Raw genomic sequence first — 22559 nt, forward strand, 5'->3', positions numbered from 1 at the left:
GCAATGGACGCAGCGCATCGCTTCTGTCGTCGGACGCTCTTCGCTTTGGGCTGCACGGTCGCTGCCCTCACGGCGCACGCTGAGGAATTTGTCTGGCAACCCAAAGCCACCGGGTGGGTCGATCTGCTCGCCGAGCCCGCCGCATGGAAACGCGTGTCACCTTCCGTCGCAAAATTTCCATTGGTGGCGCAGAGTCCGTGGAAATTTGATTCCGCGGCGGGTCGGCTGCACTGCAACGCGACCGGCGTTTACGAACTGCTCTATCTTCAAAAAAAATGGGGCGACGGCATCCTCCATGTCGAATGGCGTTACCTGCCTGTCGAAGGCGCGGCGGAGAAAAATGATTCGGGCGTGATGTTCCGCGTGCAACCGGAAGCCAGGCTCGCGCTGCAAGTCCAGCTCGCCGGGCGCGGCCTTGGTCGCATCGCGGGAGATCAATTGCGCGAAGGCCAGCGCGTCCACGTCGGCATCGGCGAACGTCGCCCCGCGCTCGCCCGGCCCATCGGCGAATGGAACACCCTCGAACTCACCTTGCTCGGCCGCACCGCGCGCCTCGTGATCAACGGCGAAAATACCGCGACCATCACCGATCTCGATACGCGCGACGGGCTCTTCGGCCTGCAGGCCGAATACTGGCCCATCGAGTTCCGGCACATTTTCTTCAAACCCACCCAACCTTAAACACCCTGCCCATGCGTCGACACTTCCTACCCCTCCTCGCTCTTTGCGTCGCCCTCGTTCCCGCGCTGCGCGCCGAACACGACATCGTTATCTACGGTGGCACTTCCGCGGCGATCACGGCCGCCGTGCAGGCAAAAAAAATGGGCAAGTCCGTCATCATCGTGACGCCCGATAAACACCTCGGCGGTCTGTCTGCGGGCGGCCTCGGTTGGACGGACACCGGCAACAAAACCATCATCGGCGGTTTGTCCCGCGAGTTCTACCAGCGGGTCTGGCAGCATTATCAAACCGAGGGCGCGTGGAAATTCCAGCCTGCCACCGAATACCGCGGCGGCAAACGCACGAAGACTGCGATCGACGATTCCACGAAGACCGCGTGGAACTTCGAGCCGCACGTCGCGGAGAAAGTCTTCGAAGCCTTCATCAAAGAACATGGCATCACCGTCGTGCGCGACGAATGGCTCGACCGCGCGAAAGGCGTTAAGATGAAAAACGGTCGCATCGTTTCGATTACCACGCTCAGCGGCAAAACCTACGCCGCGAAAATGTTCATCGACACGACATACGAGGGCGACCTGATGGCCGCCGCGAAAGTCGATTACCACGTCGGCCGCGAGCCCAACAGCCGCTACGGTGAAGAGTGGAACGGCGTGCAAGTCGGCATCATCCATCACCGCCACCATTTCGGTCCTTATAAAAAAGCCGGCGGCGAGAGCGAAGGCCCTGCGCTGAAAATCAGTCCCTACGTCGTTCCGGGCGATCCGGCGAGCGGCGTGCTCCCGCGCGTCAGCACGGAACCGGTCGGCATTCGCGGCGAAGGCGATCACCGCGTGCAGGCTTACTGCTTCCGGATGTGTCTCACGGATGTGCCGGAAAATCGCATCTCGTTTCAAAAACCCGCCGGCTACGACCCGAAACAATACGAGCTGCTCGTGCGCATCTACCAGGCCGGCTGGAAGGAAACGTTCAGCAAGTTCGACCCGATTCCCAACCACAAGACCGACACGAACAATCACGGCCCGATGAGCACCGACAACATCGGTTTCAACTACGATTATCCTGACGCGTCCTACGAGCGCCGCCGCCAGATCATTCAAGAGCACGTCACTTACCAGCAAGGCTGGCTCTACTTCATCGCCAACGATCCGCGCGTCCCGGCCGATGTGCAGAAGGAAATGCGCCGCTGGGGCCTGCCGAAGGACGAGTTCAAGGACAACGGCCACTGGCCTCACCAGCTCTACGTGCGCGAAGCCCGCCGCATGGTCGGCGCCTATGTGATGACGGAAAACGAACTCCGCAAAAAACGTCCGACCCCTGACTCCATCGGCATGGGTTCCTACACGATCGATTCGCACAATGTGCAGCGCTACATCACGCCCGAAGGCTTTGTGCAGAATGAAGGCGACATCGGCGTCGGCACCGGCGGCCCTTACGCCATCGCTTACGGTTCGCTCGTGCCGAAAAAAGGTCAGGCCGAAAACCTGTTCGTGCCGGTGTGTCTTTCCGCAACGCATATCGCCTACGGTTCGATCCGCATGGAGCCGGTGTTCATGATTCTCGGCCAGTCCGCCGCGACCGCCGCCGTCATGGCCATCGACGAGAAAATTGCCGTGCAGGATTTGTCCTACGCCAAACTCCGCACGCGCCTCCTCGCCGACGGCCAGGTTCTCGAGACGCCCGCCCAATAGGCGCGCTGTTAGTTTTTTAGTGAGCGTCAGTCAGTCACCCCGCACGCGCCCACCCCTGGGCGCGTGTTCATACCCTACCCCATGAAAGCCATCACCCCACTGGCTATGCTTGCGCTTTTTGCCGCGAGCGTAGCCCTGCCGGCGGCATCCGCCGCCCCTTCCGATGCGACCGTTGAATCTTCCCGCCGTGAAGCGGGCTCGATTTCCGGGCGCATTTTCAGTCCCCGCACCAATGAGTTTCTCCGCAGCGCGCAAGTTCGCCTCGCCGAAACCGGTCAACTCGCCGTCTCCGAAAGCGAAGGCCGCTTCGTCCTCCCCAACGTCCCCGCCGGCACGCACACGATCACCGTGAGTTACACCGGCTATTATTCCGCCACGCTCACGGTAAACGTCGCGGCCGGCGAAACCGTCGTCAAAGACATTGAACTCATCAGCTCGATGCAGGCGGAATCCGATCCGGGTGAAGCCGTGAAACTGGAAAAATTCACCGTCTCCGCCCAACGCGAAGGGAGCGCCAAAGCCATCATGGATCAGCGCAGTTCCATGAACATCACGAACACCGTTTCTTCCGATCTCTTCGGCGACGACGCGGAAGGAAATCTCGGCGAATTTCTCAAGCATTTACCCGGCGTCGAAGCCGACACCGCGTTCGGTGAAGTCCGCACGATCGGCCTGCGCGGCCTGGGCTCGGAATACACGTCCGTCACCATCGACGGCATGTCGATCAACACCGCCGATCCCACGCTCCAAGGCGCGACCAACTCCCGCGCCTTCACCTTCGAAACCGTTTCGTTGAGCAGCATGGACTCGATCGAAATTTCGAAAACCGTCAGCGCCGACATGGACGCCAACGCCCCCGCCGGCACCATCAACCTTCGCTCGAAGCGCGCCTTCGATCGGCCCGGCCGTCGCATCACGTGGCAGGCCAACGTCGCCGCGCACTCCGAAGCCTTGCAGCTCGGTCGCAGCATGGGACCCGACGAACGCCAACGCTCGAAACTCGGGCCGGGCGGCATGATCGAATTCTCCGACGTGTTTTTCAAGAAACGCCTCGGCCTCGTCCTGACCGTCAGCGAATCGAATCTCTATCAAGAATCGAGCACGAGCACGCTGACCTTCGACCGCACCCCGACCGTCGCCGACCCGCGCCCGCAGGTGATCACGCAATTAAACTTCGGCGCGTCGCAACGCACCAACGAGCGGTTTTCCACCACGCTCACCGCTGACTACAAAGCCTCGCCGAACTTGATCCTCTCGCTGGGCGCGATCTACAGCTGGTCCGAACTCTGGCAATACGGTCGCACCGCACTCTTCCAAACCGGCGCGCGCGCGACCGTCGTCGGCACCGATCCGCTCGTCAATTTCCGCAGCAATTCCACCGCCGCGCTCTCCGCCGCCCGTCCGGCCGGAACGGCGAAAGTCGGCCAGTCGTTCACGCTGACGCCGAAGTTCGAATACAAATGGGGCAACGTGCTCTTCGAAGGAAAATTCGCCCTCTCGCGCTCGCACGCGTGGTATGACCCGAAGAACCGCCAGGGCTCCGCTGCCGACGTCGGCACCTCGGCCACGCGCAACATCGCGTTCCGCGCAGAACGCGCTTCCGCCGACGCCTACGACTGGCAGATCACGCAAACCGGGGGCGCGGATTTCGGCAACGGTTACAGCGACACCTCGGTGGCCGCGCTCAACGACGGCCGCACCTCGCGCCGCAATACTTACGGCGGCGAAATCACCGCGAAGCTGACGACCAATTTCATCCGGCCCATCACGTGGAAGACCGGCGTCAAAACCCAATACGAGTTCTACAACTACTCCAGCAGCGGCGCCACCAACCAATACAACTACGCGCCCAACGGCACCAACATCGGCTGGAATGGTTTTCGCTCGGCGTATCCTTACAGCCTCGGGATGACGGGCACGACGATCACCTCGCTGTCGGGCCAGAATATTTTCATGGCCGATCTCATCGCCATTGGAAAACGCTTCCAGGACGCGCCCAACGAATTCGCCTACACGTTTACTCCGGCAAACTACACGACCGCGTTCATCACAAGCCCGCGCCGCTACGAGGAAACCATCGACGCCACCTTTCTCATGGGCACGACGAAAGTCGGCCGTGCGTCGATCCGCGCCGGCGTGCGTTGGGAGCAGACCAGCGGCGACGCCACGGAATTGGCTCAACGCACCGCCGCCGAAGTAACCGCCGCAGGGTTCCCGGTCGGCGCGAACGGCCGCGCGACGACGATTCCCGGACTCGAATATCAGTTCTTTTCCAAGCCGCGTGCGCACCGCCTCAATCGCTACGACGATTTCTTCCCAAGCGCGTCGCTCAAATACCCGATCAGCAAGAATCTCGATTTCCAGCTTGGTTACAGCCGCACCATTCGCCGGCCAGCCTTCAAGGACGTCGCGGGCTTTTTCAACGTGAACGAGCAGACCCTCGTGATCGCCGCACCGAACATCGGCCTCTCGCCCGAGTATTCGGATAACATCTCCGCCCGCCTCGCCTACTACTTCGAGCCGGTGGGCATCCTTGCGCTGAACCTCTACCAAAATCACGTCAACGGCCTGATGGTCACGAACACGCTCACCGCCGAGCAATTCGGTTACGACGGTCCGGAAGACTACTCCGCCTACGAATTCCAAACCACCGCGAACAGTAGCGGCACCACCGAGATTCAAGGCGTGGAGCTGGAATATTCGCAGAGTCTCTCGTTCCTTCCCGGTCTGTTCAAGGGCCTCGGCATTCGCGGCAGCTACACCTACAACTCCGCCGAAATCGTGGTGCCCGACATGGTGCCTCACTCCGTCGCCGCCGGCGTCAGTTACGGTTACCGCCGCTTGAACGCCAACGTGAACTGGTTGTGGAAAGACGACGTCGCCATCGTCGTCGACGATACATCGTATCGCCGCAGTTTCATCACGCTCGACGCCAGCGCGAGTATTCAACTCACGAAGAAAATGAGCTTATTCTTCAGCGCGCGAAATCTCACGAACGCGAAGCGCATCACGATGGATCGCTTCACGCCGAACGCTCCCGTCTGGCGCTCCTATCAAGTCAACGGCGTCACCTACACCTGCGGCATCAAAGGCCGCTTCTAACCTCGCGACGACTCCGATAACTCCTTCGCCGCCCGATGAAAATCGGGCGGCTTTTTTTGGCACACTTAAAACGTGAAACGCTTCAGGAGCGAATCGTGCCGCGACTTCTTCCTGTCAGTTTCCGCCCTCGTCCTATCGCGGTCGACCGTGCGCGGCGACGAGTCCGTTGAGTTTTGTTTCCAACAACTCGAGGTCGGCGTAGCTGATCGGGCCATAGGCGCAGCCTTCGCGATACTTTTCAAACGCGGCGCGCAGCGCTTTCGCTTCCGCGTATTTTTCGCGCTGCCACTGCGCGAGACTCATTTTCTCACGGCGCAACAGCCAGAGCGGGACCTGCGTCGCCGCCTCCAGTGCTGCTTTTTTATTTCTTGTTTTCACCGTGAGAGACTACGTCCGCTCGATTTTAAAACCGCGGCTCAGCGGGAAATTTTTTCCCAGAGCAGTTGCAGATAAGCGCCCCGCGTGACGGGTCCGGTGGCCAAGCTTTCGGGCGACAACTGCAAAATGCGGTGCCATTCGGCGATGTCCGCCGCGGTCGCCGGTTTGTCGGCCCGCACCAGCCACTCCAGCAGAACTCCGCGCAAACCCAGCATCTGCACCGCCGCGTAATTCGGATGCTCCGGCGCCAGGTCGCGCACCTGAATCAAATTCGCCTGCCCGCGCAGCAATTCACGCTGGAGATCGGCCACATGCATCTCCCGCAGAGAAATTTTCCGCTTCAGCGAAAAACTGGCGGCCACGCCGGCGGCTTCGCCCAACGCCATCCAACACGGTTCCATCCGGATCGTGCTGTAACCGATGTGCGTCGCTGAGACCGCGACCGGCACAAGCAATCCCTCGACATCGCGCGGCACGATCACGCGGTAAGGCACCGTGTAAGGCGCATTCGGCCAGCTGAAAATGCCGTCGAGATTGAGCCGCCCTGCCTCGCGTTTCCGCACGGCGTGCGAGTCGAGGTTGTAACTGCTCGACGTGATGCTGTCGCGATGCACGGGCGGACGCCCGCCTTTTACCACGGGCAAGGTATCGTGCGCCGTGAAAAGATATTCGCCCATGATGCGCCGGCCTTCACGCACATACACTTGCCGCGGGAAATGGCCGTTCTGCGGATACTCGTCACGCGACAGACCCCACTCGGCGCACCGCGCGCGAAAGTCGGCCGGCAATTCGGCATCGTTCTGGCAAAACCAAACGAGCCCGAGCGAGTAATCGCGCAGCCGCTGCGCAAACCGGTCGCGCCATTGCCACGACGAAGTCGGCCACGGCCAGTTTTCCTCGGGCAAATCGGTCGAGATAAACGCCGCGTGCTGGTTGTTGGCGTCGGTTTTTTCATTCGGCAATTTCACCATGTTGACGATGCGCCCGATGCCTTCCCACTCCATCTCGGGGCGCGGCCCGGGCAACCCGACATTGCGTCCGGTCTTCACGTCATCGATCAACGACACATAGTCCGCGCGCCGGTAATCCGCGGGCTTTTCGATCGGCACCCGATTCGCCGGATTTTTCGTCAGCGGCAAACGGTAGTTATAAGATTGGATCGCGTTGTCGCCGCGGCCCGTCGTGCCGGGAGCGACGCCCCCGCGCCAGACCTTGAACGCCTGCCCCGCCATTGGCTCGTCAAATTCCTGCCGGTCTTCGCGGCCCAACCGATACGGCGCACCGGCCGCCGCCGCCAGATCCCCTTCGTAAGTCGCATCGATAAACACGCCGCCTTTCACCTGCTCGACTTTCCCCGTCGCGCGATCCATCACGCGAATCTCCGTGAGACGCCGGCCCACGAGCGTCGCGTTATCCGGCTCGGCATCGAATTGCCGTTGATACAACAGCGTGATCCGCGACTGCTCCGCGACCATCACCTCGAACACTCGCTGGGCCACGGAAGGCTCAAAGCGCCGGCCTTCGAAACACTCCTTCACTTGCGCGGACTCGGCACCATAACGCTGCGCATAATCCGCGAGCACACGCCGCGCGAATTCCGCAAATAATCCGCCCGCGCGCCCGTCCGTTGCCCCGAGCCCGTTGGCCGGCAATCCGCCAATATGATCGTAACGCTCGAGCAACAACACGGTCTGCCCCTGCCGCGCCGCGCTGATCGCCGCCATGATCCCGCCCGGCGTGCCGCCCACCACGACCACGTCCGCCGAACGCGTGATTGCAGGTGTCGATGACTCCGCCGCGCGGAGACCCAGCGCAGTGATCAGGAGCAACCACGCCACGCCCACGCCCGAGCGTCGCAGCCAAAAAAGAGTCACGGAATTCAGGATCATGATTTTCATAAATTTGTGCAGTTACTTTTTGGTTTTGGCCGGAGCTGGCGCTTTCGTCGGCGGACTCGCCGCCGCGTCGAAGTTCAAACGAAACGTGACGTAGCGATACGCCGCCACCGGCAGCATCGCGGTGCGCCCGCCTTCTACCGCGAGCGCGGCCTCATTGTCCTCGACCGCGTTGGTCTGGCGCACCGCTTTCAACGCAAACACCGGCGAACTCAGTCGCACGGTTCCGCTGCGTCCCGCCACTTCCCGCAGCCGTAAAATGTAACCGTCACCATCTTCCGCCTGCTTGAACGCCGACACCTGCACGTGCGCCGGATCGATCTCGAGAAACGCCCCGCGACCGACCGGCATGGCACGCGTCGTCGCCTGCACGCGATTACTGCCCGCATTCACATATTGAAACGGCAGCAACGGAGAACGCGTGTCCGCCGAAAAGCGGCTTGCCGCCACTTCGTCCATCGTCGCGGCACTCGTGATCGCGTAGCGGAACGTCATCTCGCCGCCCTGCGACGCCTTGTAGTTGGTGACCCAGTAATTGTTCATCACATAGGAATACACGTGCGCATTCTTCACCGGCAGGTCCGTGAGCCACAGCCCGCGATTGATCTCGGTCAGCGTGCACAACGGCGCGTCCGGCGACGCCCACGCGATGGCGATAGCGTCGCCGCGCGCCACGACCACATTCTGCGTCGCAAACCACTCACGCGCCGCACCCGGCAACTGATCGCGATTGGGTTGAATCCAGCCCGCCTGACTTTCGTAAGCGAGCGCGGGCGGATTCGCCCGGAACGGAAACGCGAAATACACCGCTTCCTTGTCGCGCGTCTCCGTTTTCACCACGCGGTTCACGATATCCACGCGCTTGAGTTCATTGTAAACCGTGATCGTGGTTTCAATCACCGGCACGTTCGGCGCGCTCGCGCGCACCGTGATCGAGTCGCCGGTGTTGCGCACGAGCACGGCGTGGCTCGCGGGGTCGCGCCGCAAGACCGCCTCCGGCGAGGTGTTGTTGTTCACCACGCGCGAACCTTCGCCGCCGGACACATACACGAGCCGGTTCAATCCGTAAGGCGAAGCCGCATCCACGAGTTGTTTGCCGAGCGCGAGATCTTCCAACTCAACAATCGCTCCGCTCGCAGGGTCGAGTTTCACGCGGTAGTGGCGCGATTTAATTTCCCACGACGTTTGCGAAGCCGGCGGTTCCTCCACTTTCCCGCGCTTGAGCGTGTAGGTCCGGTAGCCGATGCCGGGCACGTCTTGCGCGATAAAGCGGATCGTATCGAAACCCTCCTGGCGGGCCACGATCGTCATCGCGACCGCCTGGCCACTCGCGGGGTCGACGAGCGACACGCCCGGATCGAGGTCGGTTTCAATTACTCCCGAACGTGTCCGCGCATCGGCATTAAAGACGATTAACGTCTGCCCTTGCACACTGATCTGTCGCGCCAGCCGATCCATGCCCCCGAGCCAAAGCGCCCGGGACGCGAGGTGCCCCCGCTGGGCAAACGCCTGTTTGAAATCCCACTGCCCGCGCACGATGTCGCGATCCGGTTGCGTGATGCTCCGATTCGCGCCCCAGGTGTGCTCGTCGTAAAAAAGCACGTCGCGCCACGCCGCCCGAAACTGCTCGTGCGGATAATTTTGCCCGGGCATGAACGCGGTCGCGAACGACGACACCATTTCTGCCACCGGCAGCAAACGCTGGCTGTCGCGATTGCGGATCGTTTCCGCTGCGGAAGAGCCCGCGCCATCTTCCCAATACGCCCCGCCATCGCCGCGTTGCACCGGAATCTCGTGCTTCGCCGTCTTGCGCACATGCTCGAAATAATCGGCGTGCGTCGCCGGGATGATGCGCGGGTAGGCAAACGTGCGATTCCATTCCTCGAACAACGCGACCTCGCCTTCGCGCACATCCATGTTGTCGCCGTAAAGTCCGTAGAGCAGCAGACTATCCAACGGATAATCTTCGCGCAAAAAACGCGCCATAAATTGCGGCAACGACCGTTGCAACCGCTCGGGCGTGCCGCGATCGCCGACCAGCCGCAGCAGCTGTCCATAGACCCGCGTATACCAGACGAGCACGCGGCGACCGTCCGCACCTTGCCAATAAAAAGGCGACGTCTCCGCGAGATCGCTGCCCATCAAAATTTGCCCGCGATGCTGGTTGCTGCCGATCGAAAGACTCTGGATGCCGGCATCGCCGAGCAGTCCGGGCAAAAACCAGCTATGCGAAGGCACGTCCGTCATCGTCGCCGCGCGCATCGGCAAACCGTAATCGCGCCGCAGCTTCGCCGCCGGATAGAGCGCGCGATACAATTCCTCACCTGTGCTCAGTCCGGTGAGCAGATTCAGATAAAACGGACTGACTTCGAGCCGGCCGTTCCGCGCATGCTCCATCAGCTTTTTCCCCTGCTCCGGTGTCCGCGAGTTAATAAAATTTTCCGCCAGCCACGTCGATTCGAGCACGAACTTGTGTTCCGGATGTTCGTCGAGCACCCGCAGCACATCGTCGACATTGCGATTATGCAGCTCCTGCACGCCGGGCTGGTAGTCGGTGTAACCGATGTCGCTGTGATTCTGCAGCGTCGCAAAAAGCGACCAGCGTTTGGCCGGGCGAAATTCCCCGCGCAACGTCTGCACGCGTCCGTCGAGATCCAGTTCGAGTTCGTAAGGCGTCACTCCATCCACCGCCGGAACCGCGAGTTCAAAACGCTCTTCACCAAACGACGCCGATGCCGCGCGGGCTACGCTGCCCACGGTGGCGCCGCCAACTGTCAACTTCACCTGGCCGCGACTAAACGGCCGCGCATAACGCACCACCACCTCAGTCAGCTCGACGAGTCCGCCGGCCTGGCGTTTAAAAAAGATCGACGGCTCGACCGATGCGACCGCCGGAGTCGCCGTGACGTCAGCAGCTCCCCGCAACAGCGCCAGCGACTCATACGAAACCGTGCCGAGGCGGCTTTCGACCGCGGTGATTTCGCCTTTCACTTTTTCCGGAATGTCCGTGTAAGCGATGCCGATCTCGTTCCTCCCCGCGCGCAACAGCTCCGGCGGGAGGATCGCGCGCAGCGATTGCGCCGAAAACGTCGTGGCGTTGGCCTGTTCGTAATTTTTCGCCGTGCCAATCGCCGGCTTGATGCGAAACCGACCCGCCGTGCCATTAACCGTCACGACAACCGTGCCGGGCGCCATGCTCGTGAAGAAAATTTCCGCCGCCAGCACCGGCGCGTGGACGGGAACTTCGCTCAGGTTAAAACGCACCGTGTAGATCGATGCATTCGTGTTGGCGGCCACTTGGTCCTGACGCCACTGCCGCGCCGCGGGTGGTCCATCGACGTCATAGACCAACGTCGAAGCGCTGGCCCGCGCGAACGGGTGTGGATTCAGCGGCGAAACTTCGATCCGCCAATAAGCGTCCGCCGGGGACGCCGACTGCGCTTGGGCCTGAGCCCGCAGCGCGGTCGCAAAAAGTCCAAGCGCGATCGAAAGAATAAAAAAGCGACGCATCGGTTAGTTCCTGGCAGACGTTGACGATTTGCCCGCGCGCACCGACCACTGCGCGGCGAGTTGCTCCAGCGTGCGCCCTTTGGTTTCGGGCAGCATCACGAACACAAAAACGAGACCCGCGAGACTGCACGCCGCGTAGATAAAAAACGTCATCCCCGGCCCGATAGCCGGATTGTCATTCAACATCGGAAACGTCTGCGCCACCGCGTAGCACGAAACCCAGATGACGAACGTCGCGACTGACATCGCGCGTCCGCGCAGTTGCGTGGAGAAAATTTCCGAGCAGACAATCCACGGGATCGGCCCGAGCGCCATGGCGAACGCGGCAATAAATACGAGCACGCCGATCAAGAGCGGCAGCCCGCTCACGCCTGCGAAAAACATCGCGCCGACCGCACCGAGCGCCACGACCTGCAGCGCCAGTCCAGCGAGCAACAAGGGCCGCCGACCCGCGCGGTCCACCAGCGCCATCGCCACAAACGTGAACACCAGATTCACGAGTCCCACCACCACGGACGCACTGAAAGCGTTTTCCACCCCCACGCCCGCCGACGTGAAAATCTTGGTCGAATAATACATGATGGCGTTGATTCCGCTGAACTGCGAGACGGCCATCAACACCACCGCGATCACGAGCGGCGTCCGAAACCGCGCACCGAATAACTCACCGAATCGGCCTTCGCCCGACCCAGTCGCAGCCGCGCGCGCCGCCGCGATTTCCTCGTTCGCATAGGCGGCACCACCCACATTTTCGAGGAGCCCCCGCGCTTCTTTTTCCCGACCCGCCGCGAGCAACCAGCGCGGACTTTCCGGCGCGGCGAACAACAGTCCCAGCAAACCGAGCGCGGGCAACGCTTCCGCACCCAGCATCCACCGCCAGCCGCGCGCCGTATTCCACGCCTCGTCACCGAGGCCCTGAATGAGCGCGTTGACGAAGAGCGTTAGGAAAATTCCCAGCACGATGCCAAATTGAAACAGCGATCCCAACCGCCCGCGCCTCGCAGCCGGAGCCAGCTCCGCGATATACACCGGGCACACCATCGACGACGCGCCGATGCCGAGTCCGCCCACGAAGCGTGCAATGAGAAACTCGATAAACGAACCCGGCACCGCCGACCACACTGCCGACACGCCATAGAGAATTGCGCACAAAAACAGCACCCGCCGGCGCCCAAAACGATCGCTCAAAAATCCCGCGAACATCGCGCCGGGAATGCACCCAAGAATCGCGCTCGCCCCCGCGATGCCTTCCTGAAACGGCGTGAGCTGGAAGTAGGCTTTGAGGTATTGATTCGCCCCGTTGATCACGGCCGTGTCGTAGCCGAACAAAAAACCGCCGAAGCCGGCGACGAGTGACACGAGCAAAAGAGTCGAAGATCGAGTGGACATAAAAGAAGTGAAGAAAATCAGGGCAGTTCGACGCGCAGCGTGACGAGGCCCCACGCGGGCACTTTAATTTTATCGCCGGACGCCTGCAGCGGTCGCTCGCTGGTGTCACTGAGACTCACGGCGCCAGATGAAACGCCCGCGACCATCAGACGTGTTTCCACATCCTTGCCGGCCGCACCCCACAACCGGACGATCAACGCCTTGCCGTCGTCACTGGGCTTGAGTCCCGTCACGACCACATCGGGTGACTCCACGCTCAACGTCGGAGCGAGTTTCGAAACTTCGCCGCGTGAGCGCACCGCGAGCAACGGCTGGCTCGCGGCGATCGCCAGTCGCGAGGCCGCCGCCGGATCGTAACCCGCGTGCGGGCGTAGCACGAAACGGAACGTATGCGGGCCCTCTTGATAAGCGCGATAGTTGGTGCCCCAGTGGTTGTTCATCACCCACGCGTAGAGCGCTTGCGTCGGTTCGATGGCTTTCCGCCACACCGCCGGATTGGTCTGCGAGTTTAATAAATTCGCGGTCAGCCCGCCGACCTGAACCAGCGGCGTGTCGCGTGACACCCACGTGACCCCGTAATCTGCATTCGACACGTCGGCCCAGCGATTGACGGTTAGCCAATTTTTGCACGACCCAGGAATCTGATCCTGATCGGGCCGCATGACGCCGAACGGCACTTCGAGTCGCATCTGTCCGCCGGGCACATTGAACGGGAACGCAAAATTCACACTCTCCTTGCCTTCGGGCAGACGGTAATCGGTCGCGACGAGCCGCTGCTTGTCGATGAAGTTTTCGATCTCAACATGGTCCGCTCCCGCGACCAGTTTCACTTCGCGCGTCAGCGTAAACGCGCCCGGAGCCGTCGACTCCACGAGGAGCGAAGCAACCAGCGGCCCGCGCTCTTTTACGCGAAGAGTGGCCGCTCCGCTGCGGCGCGCCTTTGATGGATCGTCGCCATTAAAAGACAAATACCCGTTCAACGCGGCCGTCTTTTCCGGCTGCGCCAGATTCGCCTCCACGCCGCGCGCGCGCAGTTCGACGATGTCGCCGCTCTGCGGATCGAGGCCCACCTTCACGAGCCCGTTGTCGAGCGTGGCATCGGTGATCGCGACCTTCCCTCCCTCGTGCGCACGCCCGGCGCTTAACCGGTAACGACGCGCTCCAAAAGCCGGCACGTCACTCGCCAGCAACACCAGTTCGCCCGTCGTCAGCCGTTGCGACGGCACCGGCCCGCCTTGTTCGTCGCTCACGCGGTCACCGATCACCGCCATGTCTTTCGACAGCGTAACGAGGCCCGTGCGCGTCCATGAATTCGTGTTAAACACATCGACGCTGTCCGCCACCGCCGCTCCCGTCACCGCGCCCGACAACCCGCGAGCCAGCAAATCGCGCGACTGCGTATCCGCGGTGGCGGCATACGCGCTTTTGGTCGCCCATTGTTCGAGCGTCGTGGAGTGATTGGGCGCCGACACGCTGCGCGAGGCGCCCCACGTGTGTTCATCGTAAAGCAGCACATGTTGCATCGCGCCCGCAAACTCCTCGCGCGGATAACGGCGCGGCGCACGCATCGCCCAGAGCGCTTCCGCCTGCGCGAGCCGGTCGGAATTCGCGCGATTCATCGCCGTCTCGCGCGCCGAGGAACCCGCGCCATCTTCCCAATAAGGCGTCCAGTCGCCGCGCACTTCCGGGAGTTGCGCGCCGTGTTTTTGCTCGAGCGCCTGAAAGGCGTCGTGCACCGACCCGATCACAAAACGCGGCCAGGCGTGCGACGCATTCCAAGTTTTCACGAATTCGCTGATCGCCAGATCCGGCACGCCGTTGTCGCCCTGCCCCGCCCAGCGAATGTAAGCGACATCGTAAGCGTAACCCGTGCGCACCAATTCATCTGCATAACTCACCAGCCAGCGCGGCGAAAGCCGGCGGATAATGTGCGCCAGCGCGTAACCGCTCGACGGCACCCACACCAACACACGATCCTTCCCCGACGGGCCGACCCACCAAAACGGTTTATTTTCCCACTCGACGAGAATGTCGCCGATGCGATCGAAGTAGTTCGGGGCCGCGGAAAAATAGCGAATGCCCGCCTGCGCCATCGCAGGCACCGTGCCCCACGTGTAACCCGGCACATCGCTAATCATCGCACTGTCGATCGGCACGCCAATGCGCGCGCTCAGTTCGGTGCCGAAGCGAAACACCCGCACCAGTTCCTCCGGCCGGCACAGTCCCGTGAGCGTATTCGCATACATGCCGTTGAGCGCCACCTGGCCGCTTTTCACCGCCTGCAAAAATTCATCGTGTCGCTCCGGCCCCAACCGCCGCAGCAAAAGATCAGCGGGCCACACCCCCTCGAGATTCCAAACGAAGCGCGCACCGGCCGGGTAATCGGCGGTTTTCCGCGCCGCCGCGATACCGGCGAGCAGGTTGTTAACCTGCTTCTCCTCCACGTCCGCCTGACTCTCCGTGTAACCGATATCGACGTGTGAATGCGGCAGCACATAAATCGTCAGTTCCCGAAACGGCGGCACCGCGAACGACTGACTCGCGAACACGCGCTGGTTCGCATCGGCGAGTTCCATTTTCCAATTCCGCGCCTGCGAAGAAACCGGAACCGCGAGTTCCACCGTCTGCGCTCCCGCCACCAAACGCACCGGTTGCGGCGGCAACTCGCCCACGCTCAACCTCGCGTCGACCGACTCCGCATAGGGATAATCGATGGTCACATGCAGCGCTTGCTGCAATCCGCTCTCCGTCTGCTGCGCGATGGGCAACGCCACTGCCGCCAACGTGAGTGCGACCGGCTCGCCCACGGTTTTGCCCGCCTCGAAAAAGGTGATCTCCGTTCCCCCGACCGTGCCCACGCGCGCGCCGCCCAGCTCGGTGATCTGCCAGCGCACCCGCCGCACGGGAATTGCCGGGGCCATTGCGTGCATCGTGATGCCACTGGTTTCACCCGAGTGAACCACGGCGACGCGCGCCACCTCGCGTCCCTGATCGTCGAACCCGACCAACTCCGACCGCGCCACCGTGGCGGAACTCGCCCGGTCTTGATGACGAAACGCGGCGAGTTGCACCGTGCGACCAAAATCGAATTCTACAAACGTCTGCACCCCTTTGCTCGCGGAAATATACTGCGTCTTCGGGTCGCCATCTGTCAGGTGCAGCGGGGTGTGCCCGTTCGGATGCGCCTCGGATGCCGCCACGATGCGCGGCGCCGGCAGCGGCTGCAATCGCGTGTAGCCCGCCGCTTCGACGCGAACTCCAAGCAACCCGAGCAGGAGGAAAACCCGCGCCCGCCACAGCCGGCGGAGCCAAAACGTCGAGGGGTGCGACGGAGAAAAAAGCATCTTGCCGCAAAATCTGCTTGGCAACGCTCCCGCCGGTCAAGCATATTTGTTTAAACATTTGAACATGCCCGCCAACGAGATTGCTTCCACCCTCTCGGCCCTCGCCCCGCTTCGCGCCGAATCCGGTCAACCGCTCCACCGCCTCGTTGAAGCGCGCCTGCGCAGCCTCGCGGCGCTACCGGAATTTCAGGACGGGGCGCTGCTGCCCGACGAACTCACCATCGCCAGTCGGCTCGGCGTGAGCCGCGGCACCGCGCGCGCCGCCCTCGCCCGGCTCGTGCAAGAGGGCGTGCTCGAGCGCAAAGCCGGCATCGGCACCCGCGTCGCGCGCCCACGCGCGGAATCCGCCATCGGCGCGTGGCGCAGTTTTTCGCGCGAGATGGCCGCGCAAGGCATCGAAGTGGTGAACTTCAGCCAGGACTACGGCGTGCACCGCGTGAGCGAACACGCCGCCATCGCGCTCCAAGTGAGCAGCGACACTCCGCTGCTGCGTCTCGACCGCGTGCGCGGCTGGGGCGGCCAGCCGGTGCTTTATTCGCGCTCGTGGTTTCACCCGCGTTTGCGGCTCGCGGGCACGGAAGATTTTTCCAAACCGCTCTACGATGTTATCGAAGCCGCGACCGGCGTGGTCGCCGACACCGCGCGTGAAGAATTTTCCGGGGTGGTCGCCACGGCGGCCCTCGCCAAAAAACTGGCGATCAAAAGCGGCACGCCGCTGCTGTTGCGCAGTCACACCGTGAGCGACGCACGCAAGCGCCCCATCGAATACGCGGAGGTGCATTACGTCTCTTCCCGTTTCACCCTCACCCTCGACTTGCGGAGAGAACCGTCGTGATCGCGCTCACCGGGGACATCGGCGGCACGCGCATCAAACTCGCCGTCGTGCGCGATGGACAAATCATCGCTCGCCAGATCGAGCCCGCCCTCGCGGATCAACGCTGGCCGGATCGCCTGCCCGCCTTGGCCGCCACGTGGCGCGCGCTGTGCCACGAAGCCAACATCGAACTCGCTACAGTGGCTGGACTTGGAGTCGGTTTCCCGAGTCTGGTCGACGCGGCGCGCGGGCGCATCCTCGACGAGTGGGGCAAGTTTCCCGGCTGCGCCGGTTTCGATTTTGGCGCGTGGGCCCGGGACACCCTCGGTCTGCCGCTCGCCCTCGATAATGATGCTCGCGCCGCGTTGATCGGTGAATGGCGCCAAGGCGCGGGTCGCGGCAGCAACGATGTGGTCATGGTCACGCTCGGCACCGGCATCGGCGTCGGGGTCGTGATGCAGGGGCGCGTGTTGCGTGGCGCGCATGGTCAGGCCGGCACGCTCGGCGGTCACCTCACGGTGCGCTACGGCGGACGACCCTGTATCTGCGGCAACGTCGGTTGCGCCGAGGCGGAGGCGTCGACAGCGGTGTTGCGCGAGCTCGCCGCGTTGCGTCCGGAGTTTGCGACGAGCGCCCTCGCGCGCGAAACGGAATTGGATTATGCGTCGGTGTTCCAACTGGCCGAGGCCGGCGACGCCTGTGCGCTCGCGTTGCGCGATCACAGCCTGGGCGTCTGGTCCGCGACCATCGTCAATCTTATCCACGCTTACGATCCCGAGCGCGTGATCGTCGGCGGCGGCATCATGCGCAGCAGCGCACACATTTTGCCCGCCCTTCAACATTACGTAAACACCCACGCCCACACCGCGTGGGGTCGCGTGCAACTCGTCGCCGGAGAACTCGGCGACGATGCCGCTCTGCTTGGCGGCGCGTGGCTCGTTAACGAAAAAAATTTCCCGAACGCTTCCGCATGAAGTTTCCGCCTTACGATCTCTTTCCGTGTGTTACCGTTTCCGAGGCGGCCTCCGCGTGCGTGACCGGCTGGTCCGCCATCGCCGGGCGGCTGAGCGCCCGCGTGGCCGAACGCGCCGAGCGAAAAACGGTGGTGGTGGTCGAGTGTTACCACGGCATCGACGAAGCCCAGGTGCTCGCGGAGCTGACCGCGCGCCTGCAACCCGCGCTCGCGCTGGCCGCTCGCGAGGCGCTGCGGCCAGTCGCGGAAGTGGAAGCGCTGGTCGCGCCCTTCGTCGGCGACGACCCGGTCTTCGGGCAGATGAATGCACTGACCCTGGCGGATTTTTTCTGTCCGACGCGGATGGCGGCATCGCGGCAGGCCATTGCGCAGGTTTCTACCGGAATGATTCTCGTGGTCGGCTGCGGGGCCACCCTGATCGCGGACGCGGATATTCTCGTCTATGCCGATCTTTCCCGCCGTGAAGCGCAACTGCGTCAGCGTCGGGGCGACACCGGCAATCTGGGTGCGGCCAACCACGGCGCCGCGCCGAGTCTGCTCTACAAACGCGCGTTCTACGTGGATTGGCGCGTGTGCGACCGGCATAAGCAACCGCTCATCGTCCGCTGGGATTTCATCCTCGATACGCACGAAGCGCTCAAGCCGAAACTCGCCGACGGCGAGGCGGTGCGGCGCGGATTGCGCGAAACTGCGCAGCAACCGTTTCGCGTGGTGCCCTATTTCGATCCGGCACCGTGGGGCGGTCAGTGGTTGCGCGAACATTTCGCGCTCGACGCCGCCGCGCCGAACTACGGCTGGGGCTTCGACTGCGTGCCGGAGGAAAACAGCCTGCGGCTCGCGTTCGGCGCGACGCAGATCGAATTACCCGCGCAAGACCTGGTGTTGTTTCAACCGGTGCCGCTGCTCGGCGCGAAAGTGTTTCAGCGTTTCGGGTCGGAGTTTCCGATCCGTTTCGATTTTCTCGATACGATGGACGGCGGAAATCTCTCGTTCCAAGTCCATCCGTTGACCGCCTACATTCGGAAGCAGTTCGGCATGGCTTACACGCAGGACGAAAGTTACTACCTGCTCGCCGCGCGCCCGGGCGCATCGGTCTACCTCGGACTGCGTGAAGGCGTGGAGCCGGCCGCGATGATGGCCGCGCTCGCGGCCGCGCAAGCGGGCGGAGCACCGTTTCCCACGGAAAATTTCGCCGCGGCCTGGCCGGCCAAAGCGCACGATCATTTTCTGATTCCGGCGGGCACTGTGCATTGCTCGGGCCGCGAGTGTGTGGTGCTGGAAATCAGCGCCACGCCTTACCTGTTCACGTTTAAACTCTGGGATTGGAATCGCGCCGGCCTCGACGGTAAGCCGCGGCCCATTCACCTCGATCACGGCGAAAAAAATATCCAGTGGGACCGCACGGCCAACTGGGTCGCGAAGAATCTTGTGAGCCCGATCACGCCACTCGCCTCCGGCGACGGTTGGCGGGAGGAGCGCACGGGGCTCGACGCAACCCAGTTCATCGAGACGCGCCGCCACTGGTTTACCTCGCCCGTGCCGCATCACACCGAAGGCAATCTCAACGTGCTGAATCTCGTGCAAGGCGACGCCGCGATCGTCGAAAGTCCCGACAACGCCTTCGCCCCTTTTCGCGTTCACTACGCGGAAACTTTCATCGTGCCCGCCGCCGTCGGCCCCTACCTCGTGCGGCCGGCGGATCCGACTTCCAGCGAGCCTTGCGCCACGATCAAGGCATTCGTGCGTTCCTGATTTAGTCCAGAGCCCGCCTCGCTTTCGCGGGGCCGAACTCATCCCGACTGGTCGCTTCCTTACCTCTTTCTATGAAATACCCCCGACTCCCTAGTCTCCTTCGCGCGCTCGTCGCCCCGTGGATTCTCCTGACTGGCTCGCTCGCGAACTTCGCGTTCGCCGCAAATCCGCCGGCTGCACCCGCGCCCGCTGAGTATGATTTGGTCGTGTTCGGGGCCAGTCCCGCCGGACTCACCGCCGCCATCGCCGCCGGCCGCGACGGCTCCAAGGTGTTGGTGGTCGAGCCAAGTTACCTGATCGGCGGACTCATGACCGGCGGATTGACGAAAACCGATGTCGGTCGCGGGACGACCATCGGAGGAATCGCGCGCGAGTTCTACGACCGCGTTTTAAAACATTACACTGACACTTACGGAGCCGACTCCGAGCAGGTGAAGGTGACGCAAAAGGGATATAATTTCGAACCGCGGATCGCGCTCCAGATTTTCAACGAGTGGTTGCGCGACGCGGGCGTCACCGTGCGCACGAAGGAGCAATTGGAAAAAATCGAGGTGCGCGCCGGTCGCATCGTGAGTTTTTCCACGAAGCACTACGAAAGCGGCGCGACCTTCACGCATCGCGGAAAATTTTTCGTCGACGGCACCTACGAAGGTGACCTCATGGCGCAGGCGGGCGTGCTCTATCGCGTCGGCCGCGAGGCGCGCTCGGAATACAACGAGCCGCTCGCCGGCATCACCGCCGGCCCGGCCGAATACCTCGGCAAAGGTGACCACCGCGTCCAGGCCTACAACATCCGCGGCACGATCACCGACAACCCGGCGCTGCTCGTGCCCATCGAGAAGCCGAAAAATTACTACCGCGACGCCCACGTTCGTTTCATCGAACAAGTAAACACGCACCAGCTGAAAACCATCGACGACCTGTTCCCGTTGAAATGGCGCTGGGCGATGATCAACGGCAAAGGCGATCCCAACATCGCGGATTTCTACGGCGCGAATTCCGGCTACAGCGAAGGCGACTACGAGCAACGCGCACGCATCACCGCCAAGGTGCAAGACTACTGGCTGAGCCTGTGGTATATGTTGCAACACGATCCGGAACTGCCGGAGGCATTCAAACGCGACGCCCGCCGCTACGGCCTCCCCAAGGATGAATACGCCGAAAGCAACCACGTCACGCCGCACATCTACGTGCGCGTCGCGCGCCGCATGCTCGGCCGCTATTTTCTCACGCAACACGACGTGCAATACGACCGCCGCAAACCCGACACGATTTGCCTGGGCAGCTACCACACCGATTGTCACCCGATCCAGGTCATCCAAACCGACGACGGCCCGCGCCTCGAAGGTGAGTTCAACGGCTCCGCCGATCCTTACGAAATTCCCTACCGCAGCATCGTCCCTTACGGCGTGAAAAATCTCCTCGTGGTCGCCGCCGTGTCCGCCACGCATGTCGCCTACTCGAGCGTGCGCATGGAACCGGTGTTCATGATGATCGGCCAGGCCGCCGGGCTCGCCGCGCGCCTCTCGCTCACGGGCGACGTGCCCGTCGAACAAGTGCCAATCGCCGCCTTGCAAGCGCGCCTCACTGCCGCCGGCATTCCGCTCGTGGCGCCGTTTCGCCCTGTCGTGGAAATTAAAGCGAACACTCCGCCGCCGTATCACGCCGGCCAGACGGTTGAGTTTTCCGTCGTTAAAAAACAGGTGGAATCACCCCTGACGTTCGCGTGGAACTTCGACGGCAGCGGCGAAGTGCAAGCCACCGCCGAACACGCCAGCTACACCTTCAAACAGCCCACGAAGCACACCGTGAGCCTGCTCGCCCAAGACGGCGACCGGCTCCAGACGCTGCCCGCGCGCGTGGAAATCGCGACCGGCAACGAGCCGACGCTTGATCGCACCGTGCATCATTCCGCCGCGAAACTGACCGGGCGTTGGAGCCGCACGCGCGGGCCCGAAGTCGAATACCGCGGCCAAGTCGGCTTGGGCGACGAAGGCAAAGGCGACGGCGGCGCGAGCGCGGTCTTCACCACCACGCTGCCCAAGAGCGGCCGTTATCGCGTCGCCATCGCTTTCCCGAGTGGCATGGATCGCGCTACGAACACTGCAATCGAAGTTGTCCACGCCGAAGGCACGGCTGCATTGAAAATCAACCAACGCAAAAAGCCCGGCCCCTACGCGTTCCAACCGCTCGGCGAATACCGTTTCACCGCCGGGCAGCCCGTGACGGTCACGTTCAAGAACCAAGGCGCTGACGGCACCGTCCTCATCGACAGCGTGCGCTGGATCTGGGTGGGCGAATAATCATGGGCGCACCGGGCCGGTGCGCCTAACCTGTTTAGACGCGCTCCAAGCGAGGCGTCCGAAACGCTTATGGCAACACGCGCACCTTGATACTGCGGTAGCGCGTTTTGCTCACCGGATCATGCGCCTGTAACGCAAACGTGCCGCTGCCGATCAAACGGCCGGCAAATTGTTTCGGACGCTCGACGTTTTCCTCCTCCGTGTAGTCGACCACCAGACGGTCGCCGACGAACGTCTGAATGCGTTTCCCTTCAACTTTGATGCGCAAAGTAAACCACTGTTCGTCCACGGCGACGCTTCCCATGTTTTCCTTGATGCCCCACACGCTGCCCGTGCGTTTCGGATCGGTGTGCGAGTTGTTCACCTGGATTTCGTAGCCGCGCTTCGGCCAGCCGATCTCCTGGAACAGTGTGTGAAAATACACGCCTGAGTTCGCCTTCGCATAAGTCATCACTTCGAGCTGCAACTCGAAATTTTTGAAATCATGATTTGCGACCGGGCCGTCGTAAAACAAGTGCGCGCGCGGGCCGTTCACGACAATCGAGCCGTCTTCGAGCCGGACGCTCGCCGGTGATTCGTTGAGCTTCCAACCCGCGAGCGACTCGCCGTCGAAGAGCAGCTGCCAGCCCGCTTGCTTTTCTTCAGGCGTTAATTGATTCGGCGTCGCGGCAAAAGCACCGACCACGAAGGTCAATGCGGCAAAAAGAGAACTGAGCGTTTTCATAAAATG

The 22559-nt window shown here is 62.5% G+C and carries 13 protein-coding genes; 7 read left to right on the forward strand and 6 right to left on the reverse strand.

From position 1 onward, the window contains the following. Nucleotides 1-3 precede the first annotated feature (3 nt). From ACRRQW_RS00795 to ACRRQW_RS00805, 3 genes are all read left to right on the forward strand, one after another. Entirely contained in the window at nt 4-681 is a 678-nt protein-coding gene (locus ACRRQW_RS00795) for a 3-keto-disaccharide hydrolase (protein ID WP_438479264.1), read from the forward strand. Between the two features lie 11 nt (nt 682-692). Next, a complete protein-coding gene (locus ACRRQW_RS00800; protein ID WP_438479265.1) occupies nt 693-2369 on the forward strand; it encodes an FAD-dependent oxidoreductase in 1677 nt (558 codons plus the stop codon). A gap of 81 nt (nt 2370-2450) precedes the next feature. Next, on the forward strand, nt 2451-5471 hold the full coding sequence (locus ACRRQW_RS00805) for a TonB-dependent receptor (protein WP_438479267.1): 3021 nt from the start codon (nt 2451-2453) through the stop codon (nt 5469-5471). 132 nt (nt 5472-5603) lie between these two features. On the opposite strand, the gene ACRRQW_RS00810 is transcribed toward ACRRQW_RS00805, so the two are convergent. Genes ACRRQW_RS00810 through ACRRQW_RS00830 form a run of 5 tightly spaced genes read right to left on the reverse strand, consistent with a single transcriptional unit; the run spans nt 5604 to nt 15987 of the window. After that, nucleotides 5604-5849, reverse strand: coding sequence for a hypothetical protein (locus ACRRQW_RS00810; RefSeq protein WP_438479268.1), 246 nt, complete (start codon nt 5847-5849; stop codon nt 5604-5606). A 38-nt stretch (nt 5850-5887) separates the two neighbouring features. Continuing rightward, complete coding sequence (locus ACRRQW_RS00815; RefSeq protein WP_438479269.1) at nt 5888-7747, reverse strand: FAD-dependent oxidoreductase; 1860 nt, start codon at nt 7745-7747, stop codon at nt 5888-5890. A gap of 12 nt (nt 7748-7759) precedes the next feature. Further along, entirely contained in the window at nt 7760-11254 is a 3495-nt protein-coding gene (locus ACRRQW_RS00820; RefSeq protein ID WP_438479270.1) for a glycosyl hydrolase-related protein, read from the reverse strand. Between the two features lie 3 nt (nt 11255-11257). Further along, nucleotides 11258-12643, reverse strand: coding sequence for a sugar porter family MFS transporter (locus tag ACRRQW_RS00825; protein ID WP_438479271.1), 1386 nt, complete (start codon nt 12641-12643; stop codon nt 11258-11260). 17 nt (nt 12644-12660) lie between these two features. Continuing rightward, a complete protein-coding gene (locus ACRRQW_RS00830) occupies nt 12661-15987 on the reverse strand; it encodes a glycoside hydrolase family 38 C-terminal domain-containing protein (protein WP_438479272.1) in 3327 nt (1108 codons plus the stop codon). 64 nt (nt 15988-16051) lie between these two features. On the opposite strand from ACRRQW_RS00830, the gene ACRRQW_RS00835 reads away from it, so the two are divergent. The 4 genes from ACRRQW_RS00835 to ACRRQW_RS00850 all read left to right on the forward strand — a co-directional run bounded on the left by ACRRQW_RS00835 (nt 16052) and on the right by ACRRQW_RS00850 (nt 21829). Then, nucleotides 16052-16822 (forward strand): GntR family transcriptional regulator, encoded by a 771-nt coding sequence (locus ACRRQW_RS00835; protein ID WP_438479274.1) that lies wholly within the window; start codon nt 16052-16054, stop codon nt 16820-16822. After that, nucleotides 16819-17775 (forward strand): ROK family protein, encoded by a 957-nt coding sequence (locus tag ACRRQW_RS00840; protein ID WP_438479275.1) that lies wholly within the window; start codon nt 16819-16821, stop codon nt 17773-17775. The genes ACRRQW_RS00835 and ACRRQW_RS00840 overlap by 4 nt, the downstream gene beginning before the upstream one ends. After that, on the forward strand, nt 17772-19526 hold the full coding sequence (locus ACRRQW_RS00845) for a class I mannose-6-phosphate isomerase (RefSeq protein ID WP_438479277.1): 1755 nt from the start codon (nt 17772-17774) through the stop codon (nt 19524-19526). The genes ACRRQW_RS00840 and ACRRQW_RS00845 overlap by 4 nt, the downstream gene beginning before the upstream one ends. Nucleotides 19527-19597: 71 nt before the next feature. Beyond that, complete coding sequence (locus ACRRQW_RS00850) at nt 19598-21829, forward strand: FAD-dependent oxidoreductase (protein ID WP_438479279.1); 2232 nt, start codon at nt 19598-19600, stop codon at nt 21827-21829. Between the two features lie 67 nt (nt 21830-21896). Here the strand turns inward: ACRRQW_RS00850 and ACRRQW_RS00855 are convergent, their stop codons facing one another. Further along, nucleotides 21897-22553 (reverse strand): 3-keto-disaccharide hydrolase, encoded by a 657-nt coding sequence (locus ACRRQW_RS00855; RefSeq protein WP_438479281.1) that lies wholly within the window; start codon nt 22551-22553, stop codon nt 21897-21899. Nucleotides 22554-22559: the final 6 nt, after the last annotated feature.

The sequence above is a fragment of the Oleiharenicola lentus genome (assembly GCF_051660365.1).
GTDB classification, from domain to species: Bacteria; Verrucomicrobiota; Verrucomicrobiia; order Opitutales; family Opitutaceae; genus Lacunisphaera; species Lacunisphaera lenta_A.